23 protein-coding genes are annotated in these 25,295 nt (G+C 62.4%); 11 read left to right on the top strand and 12 right to left on the bottom strand.

What is annotated here, in order from left to right:
- Positions 1–116: 116 nt before the first annotated feature.
- Together FJW04_RS25030 and FJW04_RS25025 are read left to right on the top strand one after the other, a co-directional pair.
- Positions 117–713, top strand: coding sequence for a DUF2155 domain-containing protein (locus tag FJW04_RS25030; RefSeq protein WP_140665510.1), 597 nt, complete (start codon positions 117–119; stop codon positions 711–713).
- A gap of 63 nt (positions 714–776) precedes the next feature.
- Complete coding sequence (locus FJW04_RS25025) at positions 777–1,160, top strand: hypothetical protein (protein ID WP_140717335.1); 384 nt, start codon at positions 777–779, stop codon at positions 1,158–1,160.
- Positions 1,161–1,169: 9 nt separating this feature from the next.
- On the opposite strand, the gene aat is transcribed toward FJW04_RS25025, so the two are convergent.
- The 6 genes from aat to FJW04_RS24995 all read right to left on the bottom strand — a co-directional run bounded on the left by aat (position 1,170) and on the right by FJW04_RS24995 (position 6,527).
- Positions 1,170–1,787, bottom strand: coding sequence for a leucyl/phenylalanyl-tRNA--protein transferase (gene aat, locus FJW04_RS25020; protein ID WP_140616925.1), 618 nt, complete (start codon positions 1,785–1,787; stop codon positions 1,170–1,172).
- 26 nt (positions 1,788–1,813) lie between these two features.
- Entirely contained in the window at positions 1,814–3,157 is a 1,344-nt protein-coding gene (gene accC, locus FJW04_RS25015) for an acetyl-CoA carboxylase biotin carboxylase subunit (protein WP_140717333.1), read from the bottom strand.
- A gap of 10 nt (positions 3,158–3,167) precedes the next feature.
- Entirely contained in the window at positions 3,168–3,620 is a 453-nt protein-coding gene (accB, locus tag FJW04_RS25010) for an acetyl-CoA carboxylase biotin carboxyl carrier protein (RefSeq protein WP_015318038.1), read from the bottom strand.
- A 26-nt stretch (positions 3,621–3,646) separates the two neighbouring features.
- Positions 3,647–4,081: a type II 3-dehydroquinate dehydratase gene (aroQ, locus tag FJW04_RS25005; RefSeq protein ID WP_015318037.1), complete on the bottom strand. Its 435-nt coding sequence runs from the start codon at positions 4,079–4,081 to the stop codon at positions 3,647–3,649.
- Positions 4,082–4,226: 145 nt separating this feature from the next.
- Complete coding sequence (locus FJW04_RS25000) at positions 4,227–5,063, bottom strand: DsbA family protein (protein ID WP_140717331.1); 837 nt, start codon at positions 5,061–5,063, stop codon at positions 4,227–4,229.
- A 69-nt stretch (positions 5,064–5,132) separates the two neighbouring features.
- Complete coding sequence (locus tag FJW04_RS24995) at positions 5,133–6,527, bottom strand: M48 family metalloprotease (RefSeq protein WP_015318035.1); 1,395 nt, start codon at positions 6,525–6,527, stop codon at positions 5,133–5,135.
- Between the two features lie 147 nt (positions 6,528–6,674).
- On the opposite strand from FJW04_RS24995, the gene FJW04_RS24990 reads away from it, so the two are divergent.
- Positions 6,675–7,823 carry an aminotransferase class I/II-fold pyridoxal phosphate-dependent enzyme gene (locus tag FJW04_RS24990; RefSeq protein WP_140717329.1) on the top strand — a complete coding sequence of 383 codons (1,149 nt, stop codon included), beginning with the start codon at positions 6,675–6,677 and terminating at the stop codon, positions 7,821–7,823.
- Positions 7,824–7,827: 4 nt separating this feature from the next.
- A complete protein-coding gene (locus tag FJW04_RS24985) occupies positions 7,828–8,775 on the top strand; it encodes a glutaminase (protein WP_140717327.1) in 948 nt (315 codons plus the stop codon).
- A gap of 94 nt (positions 8,776–8,869) precedes the next feature.
- On the opposite strand, the gene FJW04_RS24980 is transcribed toward FJW04_RS24985, so the two are convergent.
- Positions 8,870–11,824 (bottom strand): ribonuclease E/G, encoded by a 2,955-nt coding sequence (locus FJW04_RS24980; protein ID WP_140717325.1) that lies wholly within the window; start codon positions 11,822–11,824, stop codon positions 8,870–8,872.
- Between the two features lie 650 nt (positions 11,825–12,474).
- On the opposite strand from FJW04_RS24980, the gene FJW04_RS24975 reads away from it, so the two are divergent.
- From FJW04_RS24975 to prfB, 3 genes are all read left to right on the top strand, one after another.
- A complete protein-coding gene (locus FJW04_RS24975; RefSeq protein ID WP_140616920.1) occupies positions 12,475–13,752 on the top strand; it encodes an N-acetylmuramoyl-L-alanine amidase in 1,278 nt (425 codons plus the stop codon).
- Between the two features lie 214 nt (positions 13,753–13,966).
- Entirely contained in the window at positions 13,967–16,411 is a 2,445-nt protein-coding gene (locus FJW04_RS24970) for a penicillin-binding protein 1A (RefSeq protein ID WP_015318030.1), read from the top strand.
- Positions 16,412–16,535: 124 nt separating this feature from the next.
- A protein-coding gene (gene prfB / locus FJW04_RS24965) for a peptide chain release factor 2 (protein WP_140717323.1) occupies positions 16,536–17,667 on the top strand; the annotation gives its coding sequence in 2 pieces (ribosomal slippage) (positions 16,536–16,601 and positions 16,603–17,667; 1,131 coding nt in all).
- Here prfB and FJW04_RS24960 read toward each other — a convergent pair.
- Entirely contained in the window at positions 17,614–18,075 is a 462-nt protein-coding gene (locus tag FJW04_RS24960) for a hypothetical protein (RefSeq protein WP_140717321.1), read from the bottom strand. The two genes, prfB and FJW04_RS24960, sit on opposite strands and share 54 nt — an antisense overlap.
- Before the next feature lie 176 nt (positions 18,076–18,251).
- Between FJW04_RS24960 and FJW04_RS24955 the strand changes: the two genes are divergently transcribed.
- The 4 genes from FJW04_RS24955 to FJW04_RS24940 all read left to right on the top strand — a co-directional run bounded on the left by FJW04_RS24955 (position 18,252) and on the right by FJW04_RS24940 (position 20,747).
- Positions 18,252–18,620: a hypothetical protein gene (locus FJW04_RS24955; protein ID WP_015318027.1), complete on the top strand. Its 369-nt coding sequence runs from the start codon at positions 18,252–18,254 to the stop codon at positions 18,618–18,620.
- A 114-nt stretch (positions 18,621–18,734) separates the two neighbouring features.
- A complete protein-coding gene (locus tag FJW04_RS24950; protein ID WP_015318026.1) occupies positions 18,735–19,103 on the top strand; it encodes a GFA family protein in 369 nt (122 codons plus the stop codon).
- Positions 19,104–19,236: 133 nt separating this feature from the next.
- Positions 19,237–19,887, top strand: coding sequence for an OmpA family protein (locus FJW04_RS24945; RefSeq protein ID WP_015318025.1), 651 nt, complete (start codon positions 19,237–19,239; stop codon positions 19,885–19,887).
- A gap of 254 nt (positions 19,888–20,141) precedes the next feature.
- Positions 20,142–20,747, top strand: a complete 606-nt coding sequence (locus tag FJW04_RS24940; protein WP_140616918.1) for a hypothetical protein — start codon at positions 20,142–20,144, stop codon at positions 20,745–20,747.
- 153 nt (positions 20,748–20,900) lie between these two features.
- Here the strand turns inward: FJW04_RS24940 and FJW04_RS24935 are convergent, their stop codons facing one another.
- The 4 genes from FJW04_RS24935 to glf form a co-directional block, all read right to left on the bottom strand.
- Positions 20,901–22,484, bottom strand: a complete 1,584-nt coding sequence (locus FJW04_RS24935; RefSeq protein WP_181173048.1) for a DEAD/DEAH box helicase — start codon at positions 22,482–22,484, stop codon at positions 20,901–20,903.
- A 192-nt stretch (positions 22,485–22,676) separates the two neighbouring features.
- Positions 22,677–23,450 carry an NAD kinase gene (locus FJW04_RS24930; RefSeq protein WP_041163462.1) on the bottom strand — a complete coding sequence of 258 codons (774 nt, stop codon included), beginning with the start codon at positions 23,448–23,450 and terminating at the stop codon, positions 22,677–22,679.
- Positions 23,451–23,707: 257 nt separating this feature from the next.
- Positions 23,708–23,998 carry a hypothetical protein gene (locus tag FJW04_RS30080; protein WP_181173047.1) on the bottom strand — a complete coding sequence of 97 codons (291 nt, stop codon included), beginning with the start codon at positions 23,996–23,998 and terminating at the stop codon, positions 23,708–23,710.
- 108 nt (positions 23,999–24,106) lie between these two features.
- The gene (gene glf / locus FJW04_RS24920) at positions 24,107–25,291 is read right to left on the bottom strand and encodes a UDP-galactopyranose mutase (RefSeq protein WP_181173046.1); all 1,185 of its coding nucleotides are present in this window, start codon (positions 25,289–25,291) and stop codon (positions 24,107–24,109) included.
- Between the last annotated feature and the right edge of the window lie 4 nt (positions 25,292–25,295).

The raw sequence follows: 25,295 nt of genomic DNA, 5'->3' as shown, positions 1-25,295 counted from the left end.
GTGCAGGCCGGTCCTTTATCGCCACAATTGGTGTTTAGCTGCTTGCTGATCAGAAAACGGCGACTAGCCTTGGCGATCGACGGAATCACCTGGGCGCGAACCACCGGTACCCCTGCATGAGCTTTTTCAACCCGATATCGACGGGCGGCCTGACGTTAGCAGCCAGCCTCGCCGTCAGCACCATCGCCTTTGCGGCTTCACCCGCGCCCGCCGCCCCGGCGCCGGCGGCGCCCGCGGGATCGGATCGCATCACCAACCCGGTCGCCGAGTTCGCCGGCATCGACAAGATCACCGGCCGCATCATCACCTTCGATGTCTATATCGACGAGACGGTGCAGTTCGGCGCCCTGCAGGTAACGCCGCGCGTCTGCTATTCCCGGCCGCAGAACGAACAGCCGAAAACCGATTCTTTCGTCGAGGTCGACGAGATCACGCTCGACCGCAAGATCCGCCGTATCTTCACCGGTTGGATGTTTGCGGAAAGTCCGGGGCTCAACGCCGTCGAACATGCCGTCTATGACGTCTGGCTGAAGGAATGCAAGCAGAAGTCGGATGTGCCGGCGCCCGATGCTGGCAAGAGTGGCTCGACCAAGGCCGATGGGGCGAAAGCCGACGCGTCGAAGCCAGCCGCGACCAAGCCAAAGCCCCCGGTCGCTCCCGACGCGGCACAGCCCGACGACGCCGTGGAACCGGCTACGACGGACACCAACTGATCTCTTGGAACCGCCATGGCTGGCGCGCGTTGGACCACCACCACGCGCGTTGAGGATACGCCAATGTCGGACAGCAAGCGGATCATGGCCAACAAGGCCGAGTTGCTGGAGCTCGAAAAGGGGTTCTGGACGGGCGACACTGCCTACTATGCTGCCAATGTCGACACCGAATGCCTTGTGGCGTTTTCACAGATGGCACAGGCCATGGACAATGCCGATCTGGCCAAGACCGCAGCCAAACCCAACCGCTGGCGCGACCTCGACATCGAACTCAAGGGAATAATCGAACCCGGCAGCGATATCGTCATGCTGACCTATGAAGCGCATGCGACGCGCGAAAATGGCGAGCCCTATGCGGCGCTGGTCAGCACCGGCTACGTCCATCGCGTCAATGGCTGGAAGATGATGTTCCATGCGCAGACGCCGATCGAGGCGTCGCCCAAGTAGGGCCTGATCCTACGGAAAAAAGACCGCTTCGCCTTTTAGCGCGTCTGCCAGCATCTTTTCGTATTTGCCGCGCGGCACGTCGACCGCGCCGAAACGCTTGAGGTGCTCTGTCGTGAACTGCGTATCGAGCAGCGCGAAGCCGCGTGCCTTCAGGCGCTCGACGAGATGCACTAGGCAGGTCTTCGACGCGTCCGTCTCTTTGGAAAACATGCTTTCGCCGAAGAACACCCGCCCGAGCGAGACGCCATAGAGGCCGCCGACCATACGCCCCTCGCGCCAGGCCTCGACCGAGTGGCAATGACCCATGCGGTGCAGTTGCACATAGGCTTCGCGGATCGGCGCATTGATCCAGGTAGAGCGGCGCTCCTCACGCTTTTCGGCGCAGCCATCGATCGTCGCCTCGAAATCGAAATCGAAACGGATTTCGAACAGGTGCCTGCGGATCGTCTTCTTCAGGCTTTTGGGGGTGTGAAAATCATCGAGCGGGATGATGCCGCGCGTCTCCGGCCGCACCCAGAAGACTTCTGGGTCACCAGCACTTTCGGCCATGGGGAAGACGCCCGAGGCGTATGCCTTGAGCAGAAGGTCGGTTGGGATGCGATAGCCTGGCGCGTAGGGACGGGTCATCGCGTCATTATAGCGGCAAGTTGAGGCTATTCGCCCTTGGCCAGATATTTTTCCAGCCAGTGGATGTCGTAGTCGCCATTGGCGATGTCGGCATTGCCGACGAGATCGCGAAACAGTGGCAACGTCGTCTTGATCCCGTCGACGACGAATTCGTCGAGTGCCCGCCGCAGCCGCATCATGCATTCGACGCGGTTGCGGCCATGCACGATCAGCTTGCCGATCAGGCTGTCATAGTAGGGTGGGATCTTGTAGCCCGAATAGACGCCGGAATCGACGCGGATGCCGAGGCCGCCCGGCGTGTGAAAATGCGTGATCGTGCCGGGCGAGGGGGTGAAAGTGCGGGGATCCTCGGCGTTGATACGGCATTCGATGGCGTGGCCGTTGAACTTGATGTCTTCCTGCTTGACCGAAAGGCCGCCGCCGGACGCGACGCGGACCTGCTCGTGGACCAGATCGATGCCGGTGATCGCTTCCGTCACCGGATGCTCGACCTGCAGGCGCGTGTTCATCTCGATGAAATAGAACTCGCCGTTCTCGTACAGGAACTCGATGGTGCCGGCGCCCGAATAGCCGAGATCGGCGATCGCCTTGGCGCAGATACCGCCGATGCGGGACCGCTCCTCGGCGTTGAGCGCCGGCGAATTGGCCTCTTCCCAGACTTTCTGGTGGCGCCGCTGCAGCGAGCAGTCGCGCTCGCCGAAATGCACGCCGCCGCCGAAGCCGTCGCCAAACACCTGCACCTCGATGTGGCGCGGTTTCTCCAGGTATTTCTCGATGTAGACCGCGTCGTCGCCGAAGGCCGCGCCCGCTTCCGAGCGTGCCGTCTGCAGTGCGATTTCGAGGTCTGCCTCCGTATGCGCTACTTTCATGCCGCGTCCGCCGCCGCCGGCCGACGCCTTGATGATGACGGGATAGCCAATCTCGGCGGCGATGCGCCTGGCTTCTTTTTCCTCGGTCACCGCACCGTCCGAACCGGGCACAACCGGAATGCCGAGGCGTTTTGCCGTGCGCTTGGCCTCGATCTTGTCGCCCATGATGCGGATGTGGTCGCCGGACGGGCCGATGAAGGTGATGTTGTGCGCCGCCAAAATGTCGGCGAACTTGGCGTTCTCCGACAGGAAGCCATAGCCCGGATGCACGGCGTCGGCGCCGGTGATCTCACAGGCCGCGACGATCTGGTGGATGTTGAGATAGCTGTCGCGCGACGGCGGCGGACCGATGCACACGCTTTCGTCGGCGAGCCTGACATGCATGGCGTCAGCGTCGGCGGTCGAATGCACCACCACCGTCTGGATGCCAAGCTCCTTGCAGGCGCGCAGCACCCGGAGCGCGATTTCGCCGCGATTGGCGATGAGGATCTTCTGGAACATCAGGTCCGCTCTACTCGATCACGACGAGCGGCATGCCGTATTCCACCGGCGTCGCGTCCTCGAACAGGATCGCCGTCACCGTGCCCGCGCGCGGCGAGGGGATCTGGTTCATCGTCTTCATCGCCTCGATGATCAGCAGCGTCTGGCCTTCCTTGATCTTCTGGCCGACCTCGATGAACGGCTTTGCGTCCGGCGACGGCGCCAGATAGGCGGTGCCGACCATGGGCGAGGTCACCGCGTTTTTCGACACGTCGACCGCCGCCGGGGCGGCCGCGGGCTGGGTTGCCGTTGGTGCATAGGTGGGCTGCGGGGCCGCAATCGCGTGAACGGCGGGCGCCTGCCGCGACACCCGTACCTTCAGGTCGCCGAGTTCCACCTCGATCTCTGTCAGGTTGGTGTCGTTCAGTATGCCCGCCAGATCGCGGATCAGTTGCTGGTCAACACCGGTCTTCTTTATCGACATTTTCGAGCCTTCTGTTTGTTGGCCGGTCATAGGCGTGCGGCGAGCGCTTGCAGCGCCAGCGTGTAGCCGAGCGGCCCAAAGCCACAGATCATGCCGACAGCGACCGGCGCGACCATGGAGACGTGGCGGAACGGTTCCCGCGCGTGAATGTTGGAAAGGTGAACTTCGGCAACCGGCAATGGCGCGATCGAACGGATGGCGTCGTGGATTGCGATCGAGGTATGGCTATAGGCGCCTGGGTTGATGACGATGCCGGCGGCTTTGTCGCCGGCCTCCTGGATCCAGTCGACGAGATCGCCCTCATGGTTCGACTGACGGAAATCGATCTCGATCCCAAGCGACGCACCTGCCTGCTTGCAGTCGTCAGCGATGGCGGCAAGCGTCTTGCCGCCATAGATGCCCGGCTCGCGCTTGCCGAGTGCGTTGAGATTGGGACCGTTCAGGACAAAAACCGTTTTCAAAAAAACCGACCTTTTCCGGCGCCGGCATCAAGCCGGCGCGCTGGGCCTCTATACCGGGCATAGTCGCCCGCGGAAAGAGCGCAAGTGCGTTCTTTCACTGTCCACAACAGGCCGAAATGCGCCCGTGAAGAAAACCGCTTGCCGCTCAAAGCGCGGCTTTCGCCGCCTCGATCTTTTCGGCAAGCACTTCCTGCCCGAGCGCCCCGAACACGACCTCGTTGCCGACGACGTAGGACGGGGTTCCGGTGATCTGCAGTTTGTTGGCAAGATCGTAAGTTTTGGTGAAGGCCTCGGTGATCGATGGGTCCTTCATCTTCTCGTGCAATGTCGCCTCGTCGGCGCCGAGCGAAAGCGCGATCTTGATCGCGGTTGCCTCGGTGGCGCGCCCCTGGCCGCCGAGCAGCGCATTGTGGAACTCGCCGTATTTCTCCGGCATCATCAGGTGAAACGCCATCGAGACGACGCTCGCCTTCTGCGAATCCGGGCCGAGGATCGGGAATTCCTTGAGCACGAAACGCAGGTCCGGATCGGACTTGGTAAGCGCCCGCATGTCCTCGATGGCGCGTTTGCAGAAGCCGCAATTATAGTCGTAGAATTCGACGATCGTGACCTTGCCGTTCGGGTTGCCGACGACGCCGTCGAAGGTGGAATTGAAGATCTGGTCCTTGGCGTTCTTGATGACGCCCAGTGCCGCGAGCCGCTGTTCCTCCTTCTGCTTGGCCTCGAGCGCGTCCTGCACTTCCAGCAGCACTTCCGGATTCTTCAGGAGATAGTCGCGGATGATTCCCTCGACCTCGGTGCGGTCGATTTTGGTATCGGCCGCCGTCTGGACAGGCTGAGCCGTCTGGACAGCCTGTGCCGTCTGGACAGCCTGTGCCGTTCCGGCCTTCGCAACCTGCGGACTGCCGGCCACAAAACCGAAAGCCAGCATGGCAAGGGCGACCGCAACCCCCGTGGTGCCCAGCAGCAGTGCCTTTTTCATCGTTGTCGTTCCTTCTGCCTGTTTTCCGGTCTAGCTGTGTCGCAGCACGCGGCCGGAAGGTTCATGAGATTACTGGCTCTTGCCTGACGATTTGTAGTTTATGATGTCCTGGGCGCGTATCCAGCGCGGCTCGCCGCGCTTCATCTGCTGTTGCGCCCGCATCGCGAAGATCTTGGCATCCTTGTAGTTGCCGGAATAGAAATGGCCTTCGGCGGTGGCAAGCTCCGCGCCCGGTATGTCTCCCAGCTCCCCGTAAGCCTGCGCCAGATAACGATATCCGGTGGAGTTTTCCTTGTCGCGGCCCAGGCCATTGTTGATCTGCACGACAGCTTTCTTGAGCGAGTCTGGCGTGCCGACCGCCATCAGCGCCTGGCCAAGCGAGACAGGCAGCAGGCCGGACCGTGCCGGGTCGAGGCTGACCGCTTTGGAATAAGCGTCGGCAGCATCCGCGGGCTTGTTGGCTTTCATCAGAATATCGCCGAGCAGCTCCTGGAAGTAGGCATTCTTGGGCTGCGCCTTGATCAGGGCGTTGGTCTTGGTGAGCGCCGCGGCGATGTTGCCGTAGAGATAGGCCGACTGGGCATCGCCATACAGCGCCGCCATGCTGCCCCGCATCTTTTGCATCAGCCGCGTCGCGGCGGCCTGGCCTTCCATGTAGACGGCAATCTTCACCCGCATCATGTCGTGGCGCTGCTGCAGTGCCGGCGCGTCGATCTTGTCGACATTGGGGCTCTGTTTGACCAGCACCTCGAGGTTGGCGATGCGGTCCTGCGGCATCGGGTGGCTGATCCGGTAGGGATCGACCTGCGCGCCCGACAGCGATAGCGCGGTCTGGAAGCGGTGGAAGGTCTTCAGCATGCCCATGCCGGACTGGCCGGTGGCATTGAGATAGGTGATGGCCGAGCGGTCGGCCGTGATTTCCTCGGTGCGCTGATACGCGAGGATGCTGCGCTGCGCCATCTCGCCGCCGCCGGCCGCCACGCCCATGCCGGCGCCGGCAAGGCCGCGGCTGTTCGTGGTCGCACCGGCAACGATCGCGCCGGCACCGAGCAAGGTGGCGATGATGGCCATGGTCTTGGCGCGTTCGAGCTGGTCGCGCAGTTTCTGCTGGTGGCCGCCGGCGATATGCCCGGCTTCGTGTGCGATGACGCCGATGATTTCGTTCGGCGTCTCAGCCGTCATCAACGCGCCGGTGTTGATGAACAGCCGGCGCCCGGTGACGAAGGCGTTGAAGCTGGAATCATTGACCAGCACGATGTCGATGCCATCATTCGCCAGCCCGGCGGCCCTGAAGATCGGCCGCGCATAATCGCGCACCAGGGCTTCGATCTCGGCGTCGCGGACCACTGGCACGCCTTGGGCGAAGGCGGTCTGCGAACCCGCAACCGCAACCGCGGCGGCAAGCGAAACCGTTGCGAAGACACGCGCTGCCCGGGCAATCGTCGATCTGGGTCGGCTCAACATAATGTGTCCACTGGTAGACGAGCGGGCGAAAGATGAAAAGTCGGCGCCTGAAAAACTTCCTCAACTTGTGATCCTCACATCAATCGGGCATTTGTGCGGCGCATGCGTCAGGACCTGGCGCGCTCAATCCTCGGGACAGGGGTAAAAATGGTCGTTTCGCTCTCCCATCGCGGCAATGTCGAGCCGTTCCACGCCATGGATGTGCTGGCCGAAGCGAACCGGCTGAGGGCTCAGGGCGTGCCGGTGATCTCCATGGCGGTCGGCCAGCCATCCGATCCTGCGCCGGCTCGGGTCCGTGCCGCCGCCGCCAAGGCGCTGGAGAATGGACGCATAGGCTATACCGACACCTTGGGTCTGGCCTCGCTGCGCAAGGCGATCGCCGGGCACTACGCGGATCATTATGGCCTCGATGTCGACCCCGGCCGGATCGCGGTAACCACCGGATCGTCGGCGGCCTTCAATCTCGCCTTCCTGGCGATGTTCGACCCGGGCGACCGGGTCGCCATCGCCGCGCCCGGCTACCCCGCCTATCGCAACATCATGGCCGCTCTTGGCATCGATGTGGTCGAAATCGAGCTCGGCGACGCGGCTTATCTGCACGCTGGCCATCTGGAAGCCGCGCATCGCGAGGCGCCGCTGCAGGGCGTGCTGTTCGCAAGTCCGGCCAATCCGACGGGCGCCGTCATCTCAGCCGACGAGCTGGCGACGCTGGTCACCACGGCGGAATCGCTCGGCATCGCCGTCATTTCCGATGAGATCTACCATCGGCTGGCCTATGGCGCCCCCGACACCACGGCACTCGCCTTCAGCGACAGCGTGACGGTGATCAACTCCTTCTCGAAATACTACTGCATGACCGGCTGGCGCATCGGCTGGATGGTTTTGCCGGAAGAACTCGTGCGGCCGGTCGAGCGCATCGCCCAAAGCCTCTACATCTCGCCGCCGGAGCTGTCGCAGATCGCCGCGATCGAGGCTTTTGCCGCAACCGAGGAACTGGAGGCGGTGAAGGGACGCTATGCCTGGAATCGCGAGCTCTTGATGAAGCGTTTGCCGGAGCTGGATTTTCCCCTGGCGGCGCCCATGGATGGCGCCTTCTATGCCTTTTGCGATGTCACCCGGCACAGCAACGACAGCATGGTCTTCGCCCGCAGGATGCTTGCCGAGGCGCATGTTGCAGCGACACCCGGCCGCGACTTCGACACCCGGGCGGGGCATCGCACGATGCGGTTTTCCTACGCCGGCAGCCACGACGACATGGTCGAGGCGATGGCGCGCATCGAACGCTGGTTGAGGTAGCGTCATGCCGGAACTCGAACAGGCCCCCAAACTTGATCAAGCATTGGCGGAAGTCGCGGCGGAAATGGCGGAACGCATCGATCGCGGCGATGTCGCGACCTATATTCCCCAACTGGGCAAGGTCGACCCGAAGAAATTCGGCATCGCGGCCGTTACCAATGATGGCCGCACGCTCGTGGCCGGCGATGCCGACCAGGCGTTTTCGATCCAGAGCATCTCGAAGGTGTTCACGCTGACGCTGGCGCTCGGCAATGTCGGCGATGCGCTGTGGAAGCGAGTGGGGCGCGAGCCCTCCGGTAACCCGTTCAACTCGATTGTCCAGCTGGAGCATGAGAATGGCATTCCGCGCAATCCGTTCATCAATGCCGGCGCTATCGTCATTTCCGACATCCTGCTTGCCGGTCACCAGCCGCGCGAGGCGATCGGCGAGATACTGCGCTTCATCCAGTTCCTCGCCGACGACGAGACGATCATCATCGATCGCGAGGTCGCGGCCTCCGAACGTGCCACTGGCTACCGCAACTTCGCGCTCGCCAATTACATGAAATCCTTCGGCAATCTCCATCATGCGCCGGAACTGGCGCTGGGCGTCTATTTCCACCATTGCGCCATCGCCATGAGCTGCCGGCAATTGGCAATGGCCGGCCGCTTCCTCGCCAATGGCGGCAAGAACCCGGCGACCGGGCATTCCGTGGTGTCGGCGGAGCGGGCGCGGCGCATCGGCGCCATGATGCTGACCTGCGGCCACTATGATGGCTCTGGCGATTTCGCTTTCCGCGTCGGCATCCCCGGCAAGAGCGGCGTTGGCGGCGGCATACTGGGCATCGTGCCGGGTGTCGCCTCGCTCGCCGTCTGGTCGCCCGGCCTCAACGCCAACGGCAATTCCAAGCTGGGTTCGATCGCGCTGGAAAAACTCGCCAGGATGATGAACTGGTCGATCTTCGCGCCTTAGAAACGTGACCTGCCGATAAGAAAAATCCCGCGCCGTTCATTTCGATCGGCGCGGGATTTTTTTGTCGAAGATTCAATTCAACGATTTGAAAAGCTTAGAAAAAGCCTTTCCGCTGCCACCAGCCGGCACGCTTCGGCTTTTCTTCGGTCTTGACTTCAGGCTCATCGGCGACGGTCGAGGAAACCACCGGTACGACAGGCGTATCAGCGGCTGCCGCCTTGCGGCGGGATGGCCGAGCCTTCGGCGTCTCCTCGGCGGCCGCTGCCTCGTCCGATGCCGTGGCTGGCGTTTCGGCGGGTGCCTGCACGGCCAGGTCCGCGGTCGGCTCATCGGCGACGGCTTCGGCGGCCGCCTTCTTCGGCTTGGCTGCGCGACGCGGTTTCTTGGGTTTCTCGGTGCTTGGCACCTCGTCGCTCACGGTAGCCGCGGGTTGTTCGACGGCGGTGGCAGCCACCGGCTCGATCGACACAGGCTCGCTTAGCGAAGCGTCCGCTTCGGCGGGCTCGGTCGTTTCGCCGGCTTCCGCCTCGGTCTCGCCTTCACCGTCTTCGCGACGGTTGCGCTTGCCGCCGCGCTTGCCGCGCCGACGCTTCTTGCCCTGGCCATCGTCGGGCGCTTCCGCCGTTTCGACGGTCCCGGTTGCGGCGACCGCAGCCTCGTCGTCCACCTCGGCATCGCCATGGTCCGCAGCGCCTTCCGGCGCGGAGAAACCGTCATCGGACGTGGCGAGGGAAGCGCCGTCGGTCGGGGCGCCATGCTCGCGGTCGCGGTCCTTGCCGCCACGCCGCCTGCGGCGCTTGCGGCGTTTGCGATCGCGGCCTTCGCCGTCCTCGCCGGATTTGGGCTGCTGATGCTGCGGCTGTTGGGCGTGGCGCGGCTGTTCGGCCTGGGCCGGCGCCTCGTCTTCCTCCTCGGCGACGATGATCTCGTCCTCGGGCTCTTCCGGCTCGACATAGGCCGGCAGGCTGCGCACCTCGACGAAACCTTCCGGCTTTTCGGCCAGCGCGCCGCGGAAGATCGCGTAGTGCTGGGCACCGACCGCATCGTCTGCCTCGATGGTGATCGTCAGGCCGAAGCGGCTTTCCAGTTCCACCAGCGTGCCGCGCTTGTGGTTCAGCACGTAGAGCGCGGTCGCGGCCGGCGTGCGCACCGTGATGTGGCTTCGCGAATCCTTGAGCAGGAACTCCTCGATTGCCCGTACCACCATCAGCGCCACCGACGAATCGGACCTGACATGGCCGGTGCCGCCGCAATGCGGGCACGGCTTCATGGTCGATTCCAGCACGCTGGCGCGGATGCGCTGACGCGACATCTCCATCAGGCCGAAATGCGAGATACGGCCGACCTGGATGCGAGCACGATCGTTCTTGAGGTGATCCTTCAGCCGCTTCTCGACGGAGCGGTTGTTGCGGTTCTCCTCCATGTCGATGAAGTCGATGACGATCAGGCCGGCAAGGTCGCGCAGCCTGAGCTGGCGGGCGACCTCCTCGGCTGCTTCCAGATTGGTGTGGAGCGCGGTGTCCTCGATCGAGTGCTCCTTGGTGGAACGGCCCGAATTGACGTCTATAGCGACCAGCGCTTCGGTCTGGTTGATGATGATGTAGCCGCCGCTCTTCAGCGTCACTTGCGGCTGCAGCATGCGGTCGAGCTGCGCTTCGATGCCGTTGCGCACGAAGATCGGCGTCGTGTCGCGGAACGGCTGAACCACCTTGGCGTGGCTCGGCATCAGCATGCGCATGAAATCCTTGGCCTCGCGATAGCCCTCTTCGCCGGAGACGAGAATCTCGTCGATGTCCTTGTTGTAGAGGTCGCGCACCGAGCGCTTGATCAGGCTTCCTTCCTCATAGACGAGAGCAGGGGCCGTGGACTGGAGCGTGAGATTGCGCACGTTCTCCCACAGCCGCATCAGATATTCGTAGTCGCGCTTGATCTCAGCCTTGGTGCGGCTCTCGCCGGCGGTGCGCAGGATGACCCCCATGCCTTGCGGCACTTCGAGATCGGCGACGACCTCCTTGAGGCGCTTGCGGTCGACCGCGCTGGTGATCTTGCGCGAAATACCGCCGCCGCGCGCAGTGTTCGGCATCAGAACGGAATAGCGGCCGGCGAGCGACAGATAGGTGGTGAGCGCCGCGCCCTTGTTGCCGCGCTCTTCCTTGACGACCTGCACCAGCAGGATCTGCCGGCGCTTGATCACTTCCTGGATCTTGTACTGGCGGCGCACCGGCTTGCGGCGATTGCGCACTTCCTCGAGCGCGTCCTCGGCGCCGACCGATTCGATCTCATGATCGTCCGGATGGGAAGAGGATACTTCCTCCAGCATGCCGCGATCATTGTCGGTGGAGGTGGCTTCGCTGCCCTGTTCGGCATGCGGGATGGGCTCGGAAATCACATCGCCTTCGACGGAGGCGGCGATCGACTTGGGAGGGCCGTCGTTGGTCTCGCCTTTATCCTGTTCGGAAGAAACCTCGTCCTGTTCGGGTGCGTCGGCGTATTCCGAGGCGTCGGATGCGTGTTCCGTGGTCCCGGAAACGTCGGCCATGTTCTCGGCGATAACGTCCGGGGCATTGTCATCCGGGCCATTGTCGTTGTTTTCGTCTGCCTCGCCGGCGGCTTCGCTTGCCTCGCCGGATTCGGCCGTGCCGGCATCGCGCCTGTTTTCACCACGGTCGCGGGGCTTGCCGCCGCGCCGGCGACCGCGCCGTCCACGATCCCGGCTCTGGCGATCGTCGCCTTCGCCGTCCTCGTTCTCTTCGTCCTCGGCCTCCTGCGCTTCCGCGCGCAGCAGTGCCTGACGGTCGGCGACCGGAATCTGGTAGTAATCGGGGTGTATTTCACTGAAGGCGAGAAAACCGTGACGGTTGCCGCCATATTCGACAAAGGCTGCCTGAAGGGAGGGTTCGACGCGCGTTACACGGGCGAGATAGATATTTCCTTTGAGCTGCTTCTTGTCCTGGGATTCAAAGTCGAATTCTTCGATACGGTTACCGCGTACGACGACTACGCGTGTTTCCTCCGGGTGGGAGGCGTCTATCAGCATTTTGTTGGGCATTATTTCGTTTCCTCCCGGCAGCCGTCAGCCGCAGCTTGCAAGGCAAAGCCCGCTGCTGCGTTTCTGGTGTGTGGGTGCCGGATGTCTGAATGTCCGCCGGACGCTGCCTGCGTGTCATGGCGGTGCCGCCCGCAGCCATATTGGCGCGGTTTGATGCGGACCTTTCCATGATTGCGCTTGAAGCCATCGTCACCAGCAGAACCTTTTGAACCAAAGCCCGGAAACCGGACCAGCTTGTTTGCTCATACAGAGCCGGCGCGGGAACAAACCCGGGCCGTTTTCCTCACGCAGGCGATTCCCCCGCCACGGGAGCACACCTGCGAAATTCGTCGCAATCACCTGAAGCCTTTTCGCGTGAAGCGAAAGGAGCCGCCTTTCATCTGACCCTGTAGCAGGAAGCTGCGGAGGAGGGCGGTTCCAGGATTGCAGTGATCCACCATCGCTTTTATGATTTGGCGGGTTGGAAGGCAACCCCGATTTCCGATGCCGGCAAAAAGCAGTTCCGTAGCGTAAGCCTGGCCCCGTCCTTGCGTGAAAAGGCTTGGTTAACCTTCTCTGGATACCAATCGTTAATCGAGCTCGCGGCCTAACCGGCATGTTGACGAAACGAACCGGCGCCTGGCGCCAAACCGGGAGCGACTGGAAGAAAGATGGGACTGGCGGACTTCACAGACAAGGGATGTCGTGTTGGCGGCCAGGTTCTCCGTGCCTTCTGTCTCCTGCTGCTGGTGGCGATTTCCCAAGTCTTTTCCCCTGTAGCCCTTTCCATGGTTGCCAATGCGGCCGACGCTCCGCTCATGGCCAAGGGCTACAAAATGGCCGGCGATGCCACCAAGATGCGCATCGTCATGGATTTCGATCGCGAGCCTGACATCAAATGGTTCCTGCTGCGCGGACCCAATCGCCTTGTCATCGATCTTGCGAACACCCGATTTGCCATCGATGCCAAGGATCTGAAGCCGCGTGGCCTGGTCAAGGGCGTGCGGCTCGGTGAGCTCGGCGAGGGCGTCTCGCGTCTGATCCTCACCGGCAAGGGGCCGTTCGCCGTCGACAAGCTCGATGTGCTCAAGAACGAGGACGGAACCGGCTACCGCCTCGCCGTCGACATGTCGGCGGCCTCCGAACGTGAGTTCGACGCCGCTCTTGCCAATCAGGCGCTGACCACCGGTTCCACGGTTTCGACCGACAAGGGCGGCCGGGTCGGAACCGGGCCTGTCTCCAATCCGGGCCACCGATTCACCATCGTGATCGACCCCGGCCACGGCGGCGTAGACGGCGGTGCCGAAGGTTTGAACGGCACCATCGAGAAGAACGTCACGCTGGCCTTTGCCACGGAGCTGCGCGACAAACTCGCGGCCGCCGGCAGATACGATGTCTTCATGACCCGGGATACCGACGAATATCTGCGCCTCGACGACCGCGTCCGCATTGCCCGCCAGCATGAAGCCGATCTGCTGATTTCGATTCATGCCGACACGATCAGCGTCAAGGGCATCCGCGGCGCCACCGTCTATACCGTCTCCGACAAGGCCTCCGATCCGGAAGCGCAGGCGCTGGCCGACCGTGAAAACCTGTCCGACCAGTTCGCCGGCATGGTCATCAAGAACGACAGCAAGGAAGTGACCGACATCCTGATCGACCTGATCCGGCGCGAGACGCACACCTTCTCGATGAGTTTTGCCCACACATTGGTCGGTCAGCTGTCGACCAGCGTCGGTCTTATCAACAATCCGCAGCGTTCGGCCGGGTTCAAGGTGCTGAAGGCCCCCGACGTGCCGTCCGTGCTGGTCGAGCTCGGCTATCTCTCCAATGCCAAGGACGAGGCGCAACTGCTTGACGCCGAGTGGCGCGGCAAGGCAGCGCAAAGCATCACCAATGCCGTGGCATTGTTCGCTTCCGCGCGTGCCGGGGCTGGAACCGGAGGTTGACAATGCCCGGCGGCGCCTGCAACCAGAGGCGGCGTTGCGCGATGACAACACCCTGCGCTTTTATTTCGGGCTTGCGGCTGCGAAATCAGGCCTTGCCGTATTTTGTCCACATGGTGGCGACATGGGTTTTCGATTACGGGTTGGGACCGGCTCGAAAGCTTGCGTGAAAGGCGGCTTCGTTTAGGAAATTCCCGAACCAAGGACTGGAGCGGGTATGATTCGTCTCATTGGCTATTTCTTCGGCATAGGCACGACGCTGGCCCTCCTGGCCGCGGCGGGCGTTGCCCTCTACATCGGCCATGTAGCGAAGGATCTGCCTGACTACGAAGTGCTGGCAAAGTACGAGCCTCCGGTGACCACCCGCATCCATGCCTCGGATGGCGCGCTGATGGCCGAGTACGCGCGGGAACGGCGCCTGTATTTGCCGATCCAGGCTATCCCGGATCGCGTCAAGGCTGCCTTCCTGTCGGCTGAGGACAAGAACTTCTACAGCCACCCCGGTGTCGATATAACGGGATTGGGCAGAGCGGTTATCACTTACGTTTCGGGTGGCCCCATGCAGGGCGGCTCGACGATCACCCAGCAGGTTGCCAAGAACTTCCTGCTCACCAACGAGCGTTCCCTGGAACGCAAGGTCAAGGAGGCCATCCTCTCGTTCCGCATCGAACAGGCCTATTCCAAGGATCGAATCCTCGAGCTCTATCTCAACGAGATTTTCTTTGGCTTCAACGCCTATGGCGTTGCCGGTGCGGCACTGACCTACTTCGATAAATCGGTGAACGAGCTGACCGTGGCCGAGGCCGCCTATCTGGCATCGCTCCCGAAAGGTCCGGCCAACTACAATCCCTTCAAGCACGCCGACCGCGCAATTGAACGGCGAAACTGGGTCATCGGCCAGATGGTCGAGAACGGTTACGTGACGCCTGAAGAGGGCGCAAAGGCGAAGGCCGAGCCGCTTGGCGTTGCTCCGCGCCGCAGCGGCTCCTACCTTTTCGCCGGCGAGTATTTCACGGAAGAGGTTCGTCGGCAGATCATCGCCCGCTATGGCGAGAACGCGCTCTATGAGGGCGGGCTGTCGATTCGCACCACCCTTGACCCGAAGGTCCAGCTCATCGCCCGCAAGGCGATGCAGAATGGATTGATGAAATACGATACTTTGCGTGGCTATCGCGGGCCGTTGAAGACGATCGACGTCTCCGGCGACTGGGGTGTGCCGCTGGGCGCCGTCAAGGGACTGGAAGACGTTCCCGAGTGGTCGCTGGCCGTCGTGCTCGACAGTTCGGCGTCCGGGCTGTCGATCGGCCTGCAGCCCGCACGCCAGGCGTCGGGCGATATCGTGAAGGAACGCGTCGAAGGCACCGTCAGCAAGGAAGACATGGGCTTTGCCATGCGCCATGTGGTCGACGGCAAGACAGTCAAGGCCAAGTCGCCGGCCGACGTGCTGAAGCCGGGCGATGTCATCTTCGTCCAGAAGAACGACGGCTCCGACAATACCTACAGCTTGCGCCAGGTTCCCGAGGTGGAAGGCGGACTGATCGCGATGGATCCGCACACCGGCCGCGTGCTGGCCATGGTCGGCGGCTTCTCCTATTCGCAGTCCGAATTCAACCGCGCCACCCAGGCGATGCGCCAGCCGGGTTCGTCATTCAAGCCCATCGTCTATTCGGCCGCACTCGACAATGGCTATACTCCGGCATCGGTGATCATGGACGGACCGATCACCATCCAGAGCGGCAACACCACCTGGACGCCGAAGAACTATGACGGCACCGTCGCCGGGCCGGCAACGCTCCGCTCCGGCATCGAGAAGTCGCGCAACCTGATGACGGTGCGGCTTGCCAACGACATGGGCATGAAGCTGGTCGTCGAATATGCCGAGCGCTTCGGCGTCTATGATCATCTGGCGCCATATCTGCCGATGGCGCTGGGTTCGGGCGAGACGACCGTCATGCGCATGGTTTCGGCCTATTCGATCATGGCCAATGGCGGCAAGTCGATCAAACCGTCGCTGATAGACCGCATCCAGGACCGCTACGGCAAGACCGTGTTCAAGCAGGACGAGCGTGGCTGCGAAGGCTGCAACGCTCCTGAATGGAAAAACCAGCCGGAGCCGGAACTGGTCGACAATTCCGAGCAGGTGCTCGATCCGATGACCGCCTACCAGATCACCTCGATGATGGAAGGCGTCGTCCAGCGCGGCACCGGCGCCACAATCGGGGAACTTGGCCGCCACATCGCCGGCAAGACCGGCACCACCAACGATGAGAAGGACGCATGGTTCATCGGTTATACGCCGAACCTCGTGGTTGGTCTCTACATGGGCTACGACACGCCGCGCGGCCTCGGCCACGGCGCCACCGGCGGCGGTCTTGCCGCCCCGATCTTCAAGGACTTCATGCGTGTGGCGCTGGACGGCACGCCCAATGTCGACTTCAAGGTGCCTGACGGCATGAACCTGATCGCCATCAACCGCAAGACCGGCATGCGCTCCTCCTCGGGCGATGCGGGCACCATCATCGAGGCTTTCAAGCCGGGGACCGGCCCCGCCGACAGCTACTGGGTGATCGGCATGGGTGCCGATGGCTCCAACGCCTCGGGCGGCGCGCTGTCGCCGCAGGCCAACCAGGCCATCCAGGACGGCGGCGGCGGCCTTTATTGACGAATTCACGCGTCCAGTTGGGCCTGCCTCCGGCTGGCCCATTTCGCTTTACACATGGCGGCACCATCCCTATGTATCGCGCCGACCGAAGCGTCATTTCAGCAACAGGACAAAACATCAGGCCATGCGCGCGGAAACGCAGAATATCGTCGACGAGATCAGGCAGGCGATAACCCTGCTGAGGAGGCATCTTTGACTGGGATCAGGCCATAAAGCGGCTTGAATACCTGAACGTGCGGGCCGAGGACGCCAGTCTCTGGAACGAACCGCTGGAAGCGCAGAAGCTGATGCGCGAACGCCAGGGCCTCGAGGAAGGTATCGCGGCGGTCAAGGGCCTGACCCAGGCGCTGGAAGACAATATCGGTCTCATCGAGCTCGGCGAGGAAGAGGGCGACGAAGGCGTCGTCGCCGAAGCCGAAGCCGCGATCCGTTCGATGCAAGGCCAGGCCAAGGCCCGACAGGTGGAAACGCTGCTCTCGGGCGAAGCGGACGCCAACGACACCTATCTCGAAATCCATGCCGGCGCCGGCGGCACCGAGAGCCAGGATTGGGCCTCGATGCTGTTGCGCATGTACACGCGCTGGGCCGAGCGCCGCAGCTTCAAGGTCGAGGTGCTGGAAGTGCATGACGGCGAAGAGGCGGGCATCAAGTCCGCGACCTTGCTGATCAAGGGCCACAATGCCTATGGCTGGATGAAGACCGAATCCGGCGTCCACCGCCTGGTGCGCATCTCACCCTATGACAGCAATGCGCGCCGTCATACGTCCTTCTCCAGCGTCTGGGTCTATCCTGTCGTCGACGACAGGATAGAGATCGACGTCTCTGAATCCGACGTGCGCATCGACACCTATCGTTCATCGGGTTCGGGCGGCCAGCACGTCAACACCACCGATTCGGCTGTGCGCATCACCCATATCGCCACCGGCATCGCGGTCGCCTGTCAGGCAGAACGCTCGCAGCACAAGAACAAGGCCAAGGCCTGGGAAATGCTGCGCTCGCGCCTCTACGAGGAAGAGCTGAAGAAGCGCGAAGCGGTGGCCAATGCCACTGAGGCATCGAAGAGCGACATCGGCTGGGGTCACCAGATACGCTCCTACGTGCTGCAGCCCTATCAGCTGGTCAAGGATCTGCGCACCGGTGTCGAAAGCACCAGCCCCTCGAGCGTGCTCGACGGCGACCTCGACGACTTCATGGAAGCTTCGCTATCGCAACGCATCGAGGGCGGCGCGGGCGAAGCGGTGGCGGATCTGGATTAGGCTGCTTGCGCGGGCAATGATCGCAAGCCGGTCGAAAAGCGGACGTATTGTCGTGCGGCGCCCGGTGTTGGTCTCAAGTGTTCGCCGGTGCGGCGCGACAAGTTCGTGGTGATTGGGTCCCGACTCGGCATATCGCTCTGGTGCGGGAAGGGGCTTTTCTTCCTCCCAAAGCGAGCGCGGCGCATGTTCGCCGTTCGGCCGGCTGCTTATACCTTCTTCGGCTGCAGGGTGGCTGATTTTCCTTTGCGGACGATCGTCGGCACTGTCACCGGCAATCAAGAGCATGTGATTGGATTTGAGCGGCTGGAACCACTCCGGGCCAATCCCGTTGTTTGCATGCCCGCCTGCCGGGAACTTACCTGGCTTGAATCTCGTCAGCGGTAGCAGTGTGTTATGGCGTGCGCCCATATCTGGGCGCAGCGGCTTCTTGCGCCGACCAAGGAATCAGCCCAGCATCCAAATGCTGGGAGACAAAAAGCATTTATGGCCGGACGCGGCATATCTGCGACTGATGATCCGGCCACTGGGAAGACACGTTCCGGGAACGGGCAGGCGAAATGCTTGACGCTCGAAAGGAACGTCCCATGTCTGCTGCCACGCCCAGATCGGCCCGAGCCGTTCAACCGGTCGGCCGACTTATGTTTTCTCTGTTTGCCGTCGCGATGTTCGCGCCTGCGGCCTTTGCTCATGATGCCAAGCCCACGGCAGCAAAGCCGCAGGGTTGGAGCTATCCGTTCGCCTGCTGCGCCAACTATGACTGTCGTGCCACGCACACCGGCGAAGTCCTGGAAAAGCCCGAAGGCTACGTGATTGCCGGTACCGGCGAAGTCGTTCCGATGACGGACAAGCGCGTCAAGGACAGCCCTGACGGCGAATTTCACTGGTGCGCGCATCAGGCCGGTCTCGATGCCGGCAAGACGATATGCCTGTTCGTGCCGCCGCGCTCATTTTGAGACGCGCCGACAGTTGAAGTGCATTGGCGCAAAGGCTGCTGACGGCCAGTTGTCAGGATCGCTTCTTTATGGTGCCTTGCCGCCTGGGCGGCGGACAATGGAGAGGTGATATTCATGGCCATCAAGGGAAGCTGCCACTGCAAGGCGACGATGTTCGAGGTGTCGGAAGCGCCGCAGACGGTGACGCAATGCACCTGTTCGTTCTGCTCGAAACGCGGCTCGCTTTGGGCCTACTATACCCCATCGCAGTTCAAGCTCGTCACGCCGCTGAAGAATGTTTCCTTTTATCAGTGGGGCTCAAAAACCGTAAAGCATGGTTTTTGCGCAACCTGCGGCTGCGGCACCTTCACCGAAACGCCGGACTGGTCGACCGGCGAGCCGGATTTCGACAATCCGAAGATCAGCGTGAACGCGCGGCTGTTCGATGATTTCGATCTCGATAAAGTCGAAGTGGTGGTCATTGACGGCAAGAATCTCTGGTAGCCACACCGGGCGGCCAACTGGATAATCGGCAGGCGCTTTTCCCGTTCCGTTTTTCGCCGCATTTCATGCTACAAGTCGCGGCAAGGGCTGATTTGGCGCCATCGTAAGGCGTGACTTGGAGAGGGACCATCCTATGAAGAAGACCGTGCTCGTCGTTATGGCGACGGCTCTGCTCGTGACCGCGTGCACCACCACCGATCCGTATACGGGCGACCAGAAGATTTCGAACACGGCGGCGGGCGCGGGCCTTGGCGCTCTGGCCGGTGCCAGCCTTGGTCTGCTTGCCGGCGGCAATGATCGTCGCAATGCGCTGATCGGCGCCGGCATCGGCGCGCTGGCCGGCGGCGCCATTGGCGCCACTATGGACCAGAACGAGGCGGAACTGCGCCGGCAGCTCGAGGGCACCGGCGTCAGCGTCACCCGCAGCGGCGACCAGATCATCCTCAACATGCCGTCCGACATCACCTTCAACACCGACCAGGATGCGGTGAAGCCCGGCTTCTACCAGGTGCTGAATTCGGTGGCGCTGGTGCTGAAGAAGTTCAAGCAGACCACGGTCGACGTTTTCGGCCACACCGATTCGACCGGTGGCGACCAGCACAATTTCGACCTGTCGCAGCGCCGTGCCCTGGCGGTCGCCAATTATCTGTCCGGCCAGGGCGTCGACCAGCGCCGCTTCGCCGTCACCGGATTTGGCAAGACGAGGCCCGTCGCCTCCAACGCCACGGCCGAGGGCCGGGCCCAGAACCGACGCGTCGAGATTCAGCTTTCGCCGCTCACCTGAGCAGGGCCGTGTTTGTCACGCTAAACGGCCCCCAATGGGGGCCGTTTTCATCCAGGCGTATACTGGCGGTGCCAGTTTCGTGACAGCAGTCAAATAAAATTAGCAATATCTAATAAGTTCTTTTCCGCAGCCGTGGAAAGGATTAGCATTGCCGCGTTCCAAAGGGGATGGGGCGGTTTAATCGGCCGCGCAATCAACGACTTTGCCGCCGCCTCGGTCTTGCACGGCCAGATCATGAAATCTGGGAGGAATGCATGACAAGAACAGCCAGCCTTGGGCGCTGCGGCGTCCTCGCTTTGACAGGTGTTGTAGGTGCATGGTTGGGCCTCGCCACGGCTCATGCCGAGGACGCCAACAAGGCCGACATCGACGCGTTGAAAAAATCGCTCGCCAAATATCAGGACTACACCGCCGCCGTCCGCGATCTCTATTTGTCGACGGTCGGCTGCGTCTACTACAGCGGAGAAAAGATACCCGGCTCCATGGACTATCCGAAAGGCGCCATGGGCATCCACTTCGTCAACGTTCCAAGCGTCGGCCAGAAACTCGACCCGATGAAGCCCAACGTCCTGATCTACGAGCCGACCAAGAAAGGCCTGAAGTTGGTCGGCGTGGAATGGCTGGTGCCGCTAACCCCGGACATCAAGGCGCCGCCGAAGCTGTTCGGTCAAACCTTCATGGGCCCGATGGAGGGACATTATCCGCTCATCCCGAAGGAGTTCGTCCACTACGATCTTCACGCCTGGCTCGATGACAATCCGAACGGCATGTTCAGTCCGACGAACCCGAAGGTGAAATGCAACAAGGCCGAGTTTCCGATGCTGGAAAAACCGACCAAGATGATGTCCGGACCGATGTGAACTGGAGCGGATCAGCGTTCGCCTGAATCGCCCCACCTGCTTGTTTCCACGCAATTCGCGACGGAAGAGCGCTACGCGGCTTTTCCTCGAATTGCTGTCGGCTGCAGGGCAAAAAAGAAGGCAAGCCGCCCCTAGGCGGCTTGCTCGCTGGAATCAGACCTTGGCGACGATGCGCATGAAGGCCGGCATGTCATCGCCGAAGCCGACCGTGGCGTCGTTGTCTTCCTGATGGTGGCGGGCAGGGCGGCTGTTGCTGCGCTGCGGCCTGGTGTCGCCGCGCTCAGGGGCGCGCGGCTCATTGCGGTCGGACGATTTGCGCTCGGTGTTTTCCGAGCGGATTGCATCCTTGCGGGCGCGCCGTTCGACAATATCGGCCGTCTCGGCCACATCGGGCTGCTCCTGCGGCTGAGCACCCACGGCCGAGGCATCTTCCTCGCTGTGTCTGCCGCGACGCTCGCCGCTCTTCTTGCGCCCGCCCCTGTCGTTGCGGTCCTCGTCCTTGCGGCCGGCGCGGCGTGGCGCGCCTTTGCCGCGGCGCGGAGCATCGTCCTCGCCTTCGCTGGCAACCACCGTCGACAGGTCGCCGTCATGCCACTCGATCTTGGTCCCGATCAGCCGTTCGATGGCGTCGATATACTTGGTGTCGGACTTGGTCGCGATGGTGAAGGACTTGCCGGAGCGTCCGGCGCGGCCGGTGCGACCGATGCGGTGGACATAGTCCTCGGCATGGATCGGCACGTCGTAGTTGAAGACATGGCTGACATCGGGAATGTCGAGGCCGCGCGCGGCGACATCCGAGGCGACGAGATAGCGCAGCTTGCCGTCACGGAAATTGGCCAGCATCTGCATGCGCGCGCGCTGGTCCATGTCGCCATGCAGCGCACCGGCATCGAAATCATATTTCAGCAGCGAGCGGAACAGCTCCGAAACCTCGATCTTGCGGTTGCAGAAGATGATCGCGTTCTTCAGCTCCGCATCCTCGGCCTTGATCAGGTTGCGCAGCGTTTCACGCTTGTCCCAAGGCTTCGAGCCCGATTTGACCAACCGCTGGATGATGTTGGTGGCCGCCGAAGCGGCCTTGGAGACCTCGACGCGCACCGGCGCATGCAGGAATTTTTCCGTCAGCTTGGTGATCTCTGGCGGCATGGTCGCCGAAAAGAACAGCGTCTGCCGGGTGAACGGGATCATCTCGCAGATACGCTCGATATCGGGAATGAAACCCATGTCGAGCATACGGTCCGCCTCGTCGATGACGAGGATCTCGACGCCGTTGAGCAGCAGCTTGCCGCGCTCGCGATGGTCGAGAAGACGGCCAGGCGTAGCGATCAGCACATCGGCGCCGCGCTCCAGCTTTTTGTCCTGTTCGTCGAACGACACCCCGCCGATCAGCAGCGCGATGTTGAGCTTGTGGTTCTTGCCGTATTTGACGAAGTTTTCTTCGACCTGCGCGGCAAGCTCACGCGTCGGCTCCAGGATCAGCGTGCGCGGCATGCGGGCGCGGGCACGGCCCTTTTCCAGCCGGGTCAGCATCGGCAGCACGAAGGATGCGGTCTTGCCAGTGCCGGTCTGGGCAATGCCCAGCACGTCCTTGCCGAGCAAGGCGTGCGGGATCGCACCAGCCTGGATCGGCGTCGGCTGGAGATAGCCGGCATCGGTGACTGCGGAAAGCACCTTCGGCGACAGGCCGAGGTCTGAAAAGGTCAACGCTTCTTGAGCGATCGTCGTGTCTGAGGACAAGTGTTGCTGTCTTTGGCTGGTTCGGGGAAGCGCAACGTCATTCGTCGCGGCAAGCGCCACGCGCCTGCAAGATTGGTATTGCGATTAGGCGCAAGCCCGCGATTTGTCAACAGAAACGGGTAGGATTGGCGCGATTGTGAAGTTGTAACCTTAATCGCGATGCTTAATCCGGCCTCCTGTCACTGTGCCGGCTCAGTAACGGAACTGTTCGGCCAGGATGCGTTCGTTCCAGGAGTGGTTGGGATCGAACAGCAAAGTCGCGGTGGCCGTTGGCGATTCCCGCACCGTGACCGAGGTCACCGCCTTGACCTCCGTGTGGTCGGCGGCCGCGTTCACCGGCCGCTTTTCCGACTCCAGAATGTCGAAGCGCACGGTCGCCTTGTTGGAAAGCAATGCGCCGCGCCAGCGTCGCGGACGAAACGGGCTGACCGGCGTGAGCGCCAAAAGCGGCGCGTCGAGAGGCAGGATCGGGCCGTGCGCGGAAAGATTATACGCGGTCGATCCGGCCGGCGTCGCGATCATGACGCCGTCGCAGTTCAGTTCCTCGAGCCGTATTTGGTCATCGATGCTGATGCGGATCTTGGCCGTCTGGTAGGATTGGCGCCACAGCGCCACTTCGTTGATCGCCAGTGCCGTGACGTGTTCGCCATCCGAGGTGGTTGCCAGCATCTCCAGCGGGCGGATCGTTTCGGCGACCGCCGCCGCGATGCGCTCGGTGAGCCCCCCGGACCGGTATTCGTTCATCAGGAAGCCGATGGTGCCACGGTTCATGCCGTAGACCTTTTTTCCCGTACCCATCGTGTCGCGCAATGTTTGCAGCAGAAAGCCGTCGCCGCCCAGCGCCACCACGACGGTCGCCTCGGCGACCGAACATTGGCCATAGCGCGCCGACAGGCTATCCAGCGCCGCCTTGGCGTCTGCTGTGTCGGACGAGACGAAGGCGATGCTGTTGGTGGCTGTGCTCATGGCTCCCCGATCGCGACCGATTGGCGCCGGCAGGTTCTGGCGCCAGCGCCGGGGTAGCATGGGGCAGGCACGTCTGCAAAGAGAGCCTCTGTCAGCCCATGAGGCGAGGGTGCGGCAGGACCGGCGCACCAGCCGGTCGCGGTTGATGTCACGGCGCGAGCGAATGTGATGGTTAAGGCCGGGCTTAAGGTCTCGTAAAGCCGGATCGATCATGTTAGCCGGCATGGGTGGCGTGGGGCGCCCGCAGCACGACCTTGTCACTTCGGGACGCAAAGGACGCTGCGGCAGTTCAGATATGCGTGCATGAACCCGCGGTTCTCGATGCCAGGGGATATGCGCCAGCCAGACGAGGCCGACATATTGCCGGTAGCACGCCTGATCATCGTCTTTCTCATGTTGGGAAGTTTCGCGCTTGTCTTCGCAGAACTGGTGCGCCAGTCGGAAGAAACGAGCGCCAGGCCGATCCCCACGGCGTCACGTTGCGGCGATGCCGCCGGCATGCCTTGCCCGCAAAGGGCGCTATAGGCAAACACCGCAGCGATCCGCATCAGGGGATCGGCGTACTTTCGAATGTTCAGGCAGCGGATTGCTGCCTGTGGCAAATCGGCGGCGACGACCTGAAAACCGGAGAGTTTGCGGCTTCAGAACCCGGCCCGTCATGTCCACCGCGAAACGGAATCGAGCCGACCGGCGAAATAGGGCTCGAGCAGGGTTTCGAAGACCTTAAGGGCGGCGCCGATCGCCTGATGCATATCGAGATAGCGGTAGGTTCCCAACCGTCCCCCGAGGTGCAGGTTTTTCTCCGCACCCGCCCGGTCGAGATAGCGGCGATAGACCGCCTGATCCTTGCGCGTGTCGATCGGATAATAAGGCTCGTCGGCGCGGCCTGCGAAACGGGAATACTCGCGGCCGATGAGCGTCTTGGCGCTCCCGTGCTGGCGCTCCGGGTTGAAATGCCGGAATTCGACCACGCGGGTATAAGGCACGGCCTCGTCCGCGTAGTTCATGATCGCCGTGCCCTGATGGTCCGGCGTGTCCATGACCTCCAGATCGATATCAATGGTTCGCCAGCCGAGTTCGCCTTCGCTATAGTCGAAGTAGCGGTCGATCGGCCCGGTGTAGACGACCGGCAGGTCCTTCGGCAGCAAGGACTTGATGTCGAAGAAGTCGATGCCAAGCCGTGTTTCGATAAGCTCCTGCGCCAGCATCTTTTCGAAGATCGCCGTGTAGCCGTCCACAGGCTGGCCCTGGAACCGGTCGTTGAAATAGCCGTCCTCGAATGTGTAGCGAACCGGCAGGCGCGCGATGATCTGCGCCGGCAGTTCGCGCGGATCCGTCTGCCATTGCTTGGCGGTGTAACCCTTGATCAAGGCCTCGTAGAGAGGGCGGCCGACCAGGGAGATCGCCTTCTCCTCAAGATTGGCCGGCGGACGGTCGCCAACTTCCGTCGCCTGCTCGGCAATCATGTCGCGTGCCTCGTCCGGACTTAGCCGCCTGCCGAAGAACTGGGACATCGTGGCAAGGTTGATCGGCAGCGGATAGACCTTGTCGCGATATGTCGAGAATGCACGATGGCGATAGGCGGTAAAACCGGTGAAGGCACGCAGGTAATTCCAGACCTCCTCGTTGGATGTATGGAACAGATGCGGCCCGTAGCGATGGATCTCCACACCGGTGACAGGATCTTGTTCGGTGTAGGCATTGCCGCCGATGTGCCGGCGCCGGTCGATTACCAGCACGCGTCGCCCGAGTTGCGTGGCGATGCGCTCGGCAAGCGTTGCACCGTAAAAACCAGCGCCGACAATGAGGATTTCGGCCTTGCCCAGCAGGGTCCTGTCCATTCGC

This window comes from Mesorhizobium sp. B2-7-3 (assembly GCF_006440715.1).
In the GTDB taxonomy this organism is placed as follows: Bacteria; Pseudomonadota; Alphaproteobacteria; order Rhizobiales; family Rhizobiaceae; genus Mesorhizobium; species Mesorhizobium australicum.
The sequence above is the reverse complement of the archived record's forward strand: the minus strand, read 5'-3'. Positions and strand labels throughout refer to the sequence as shown.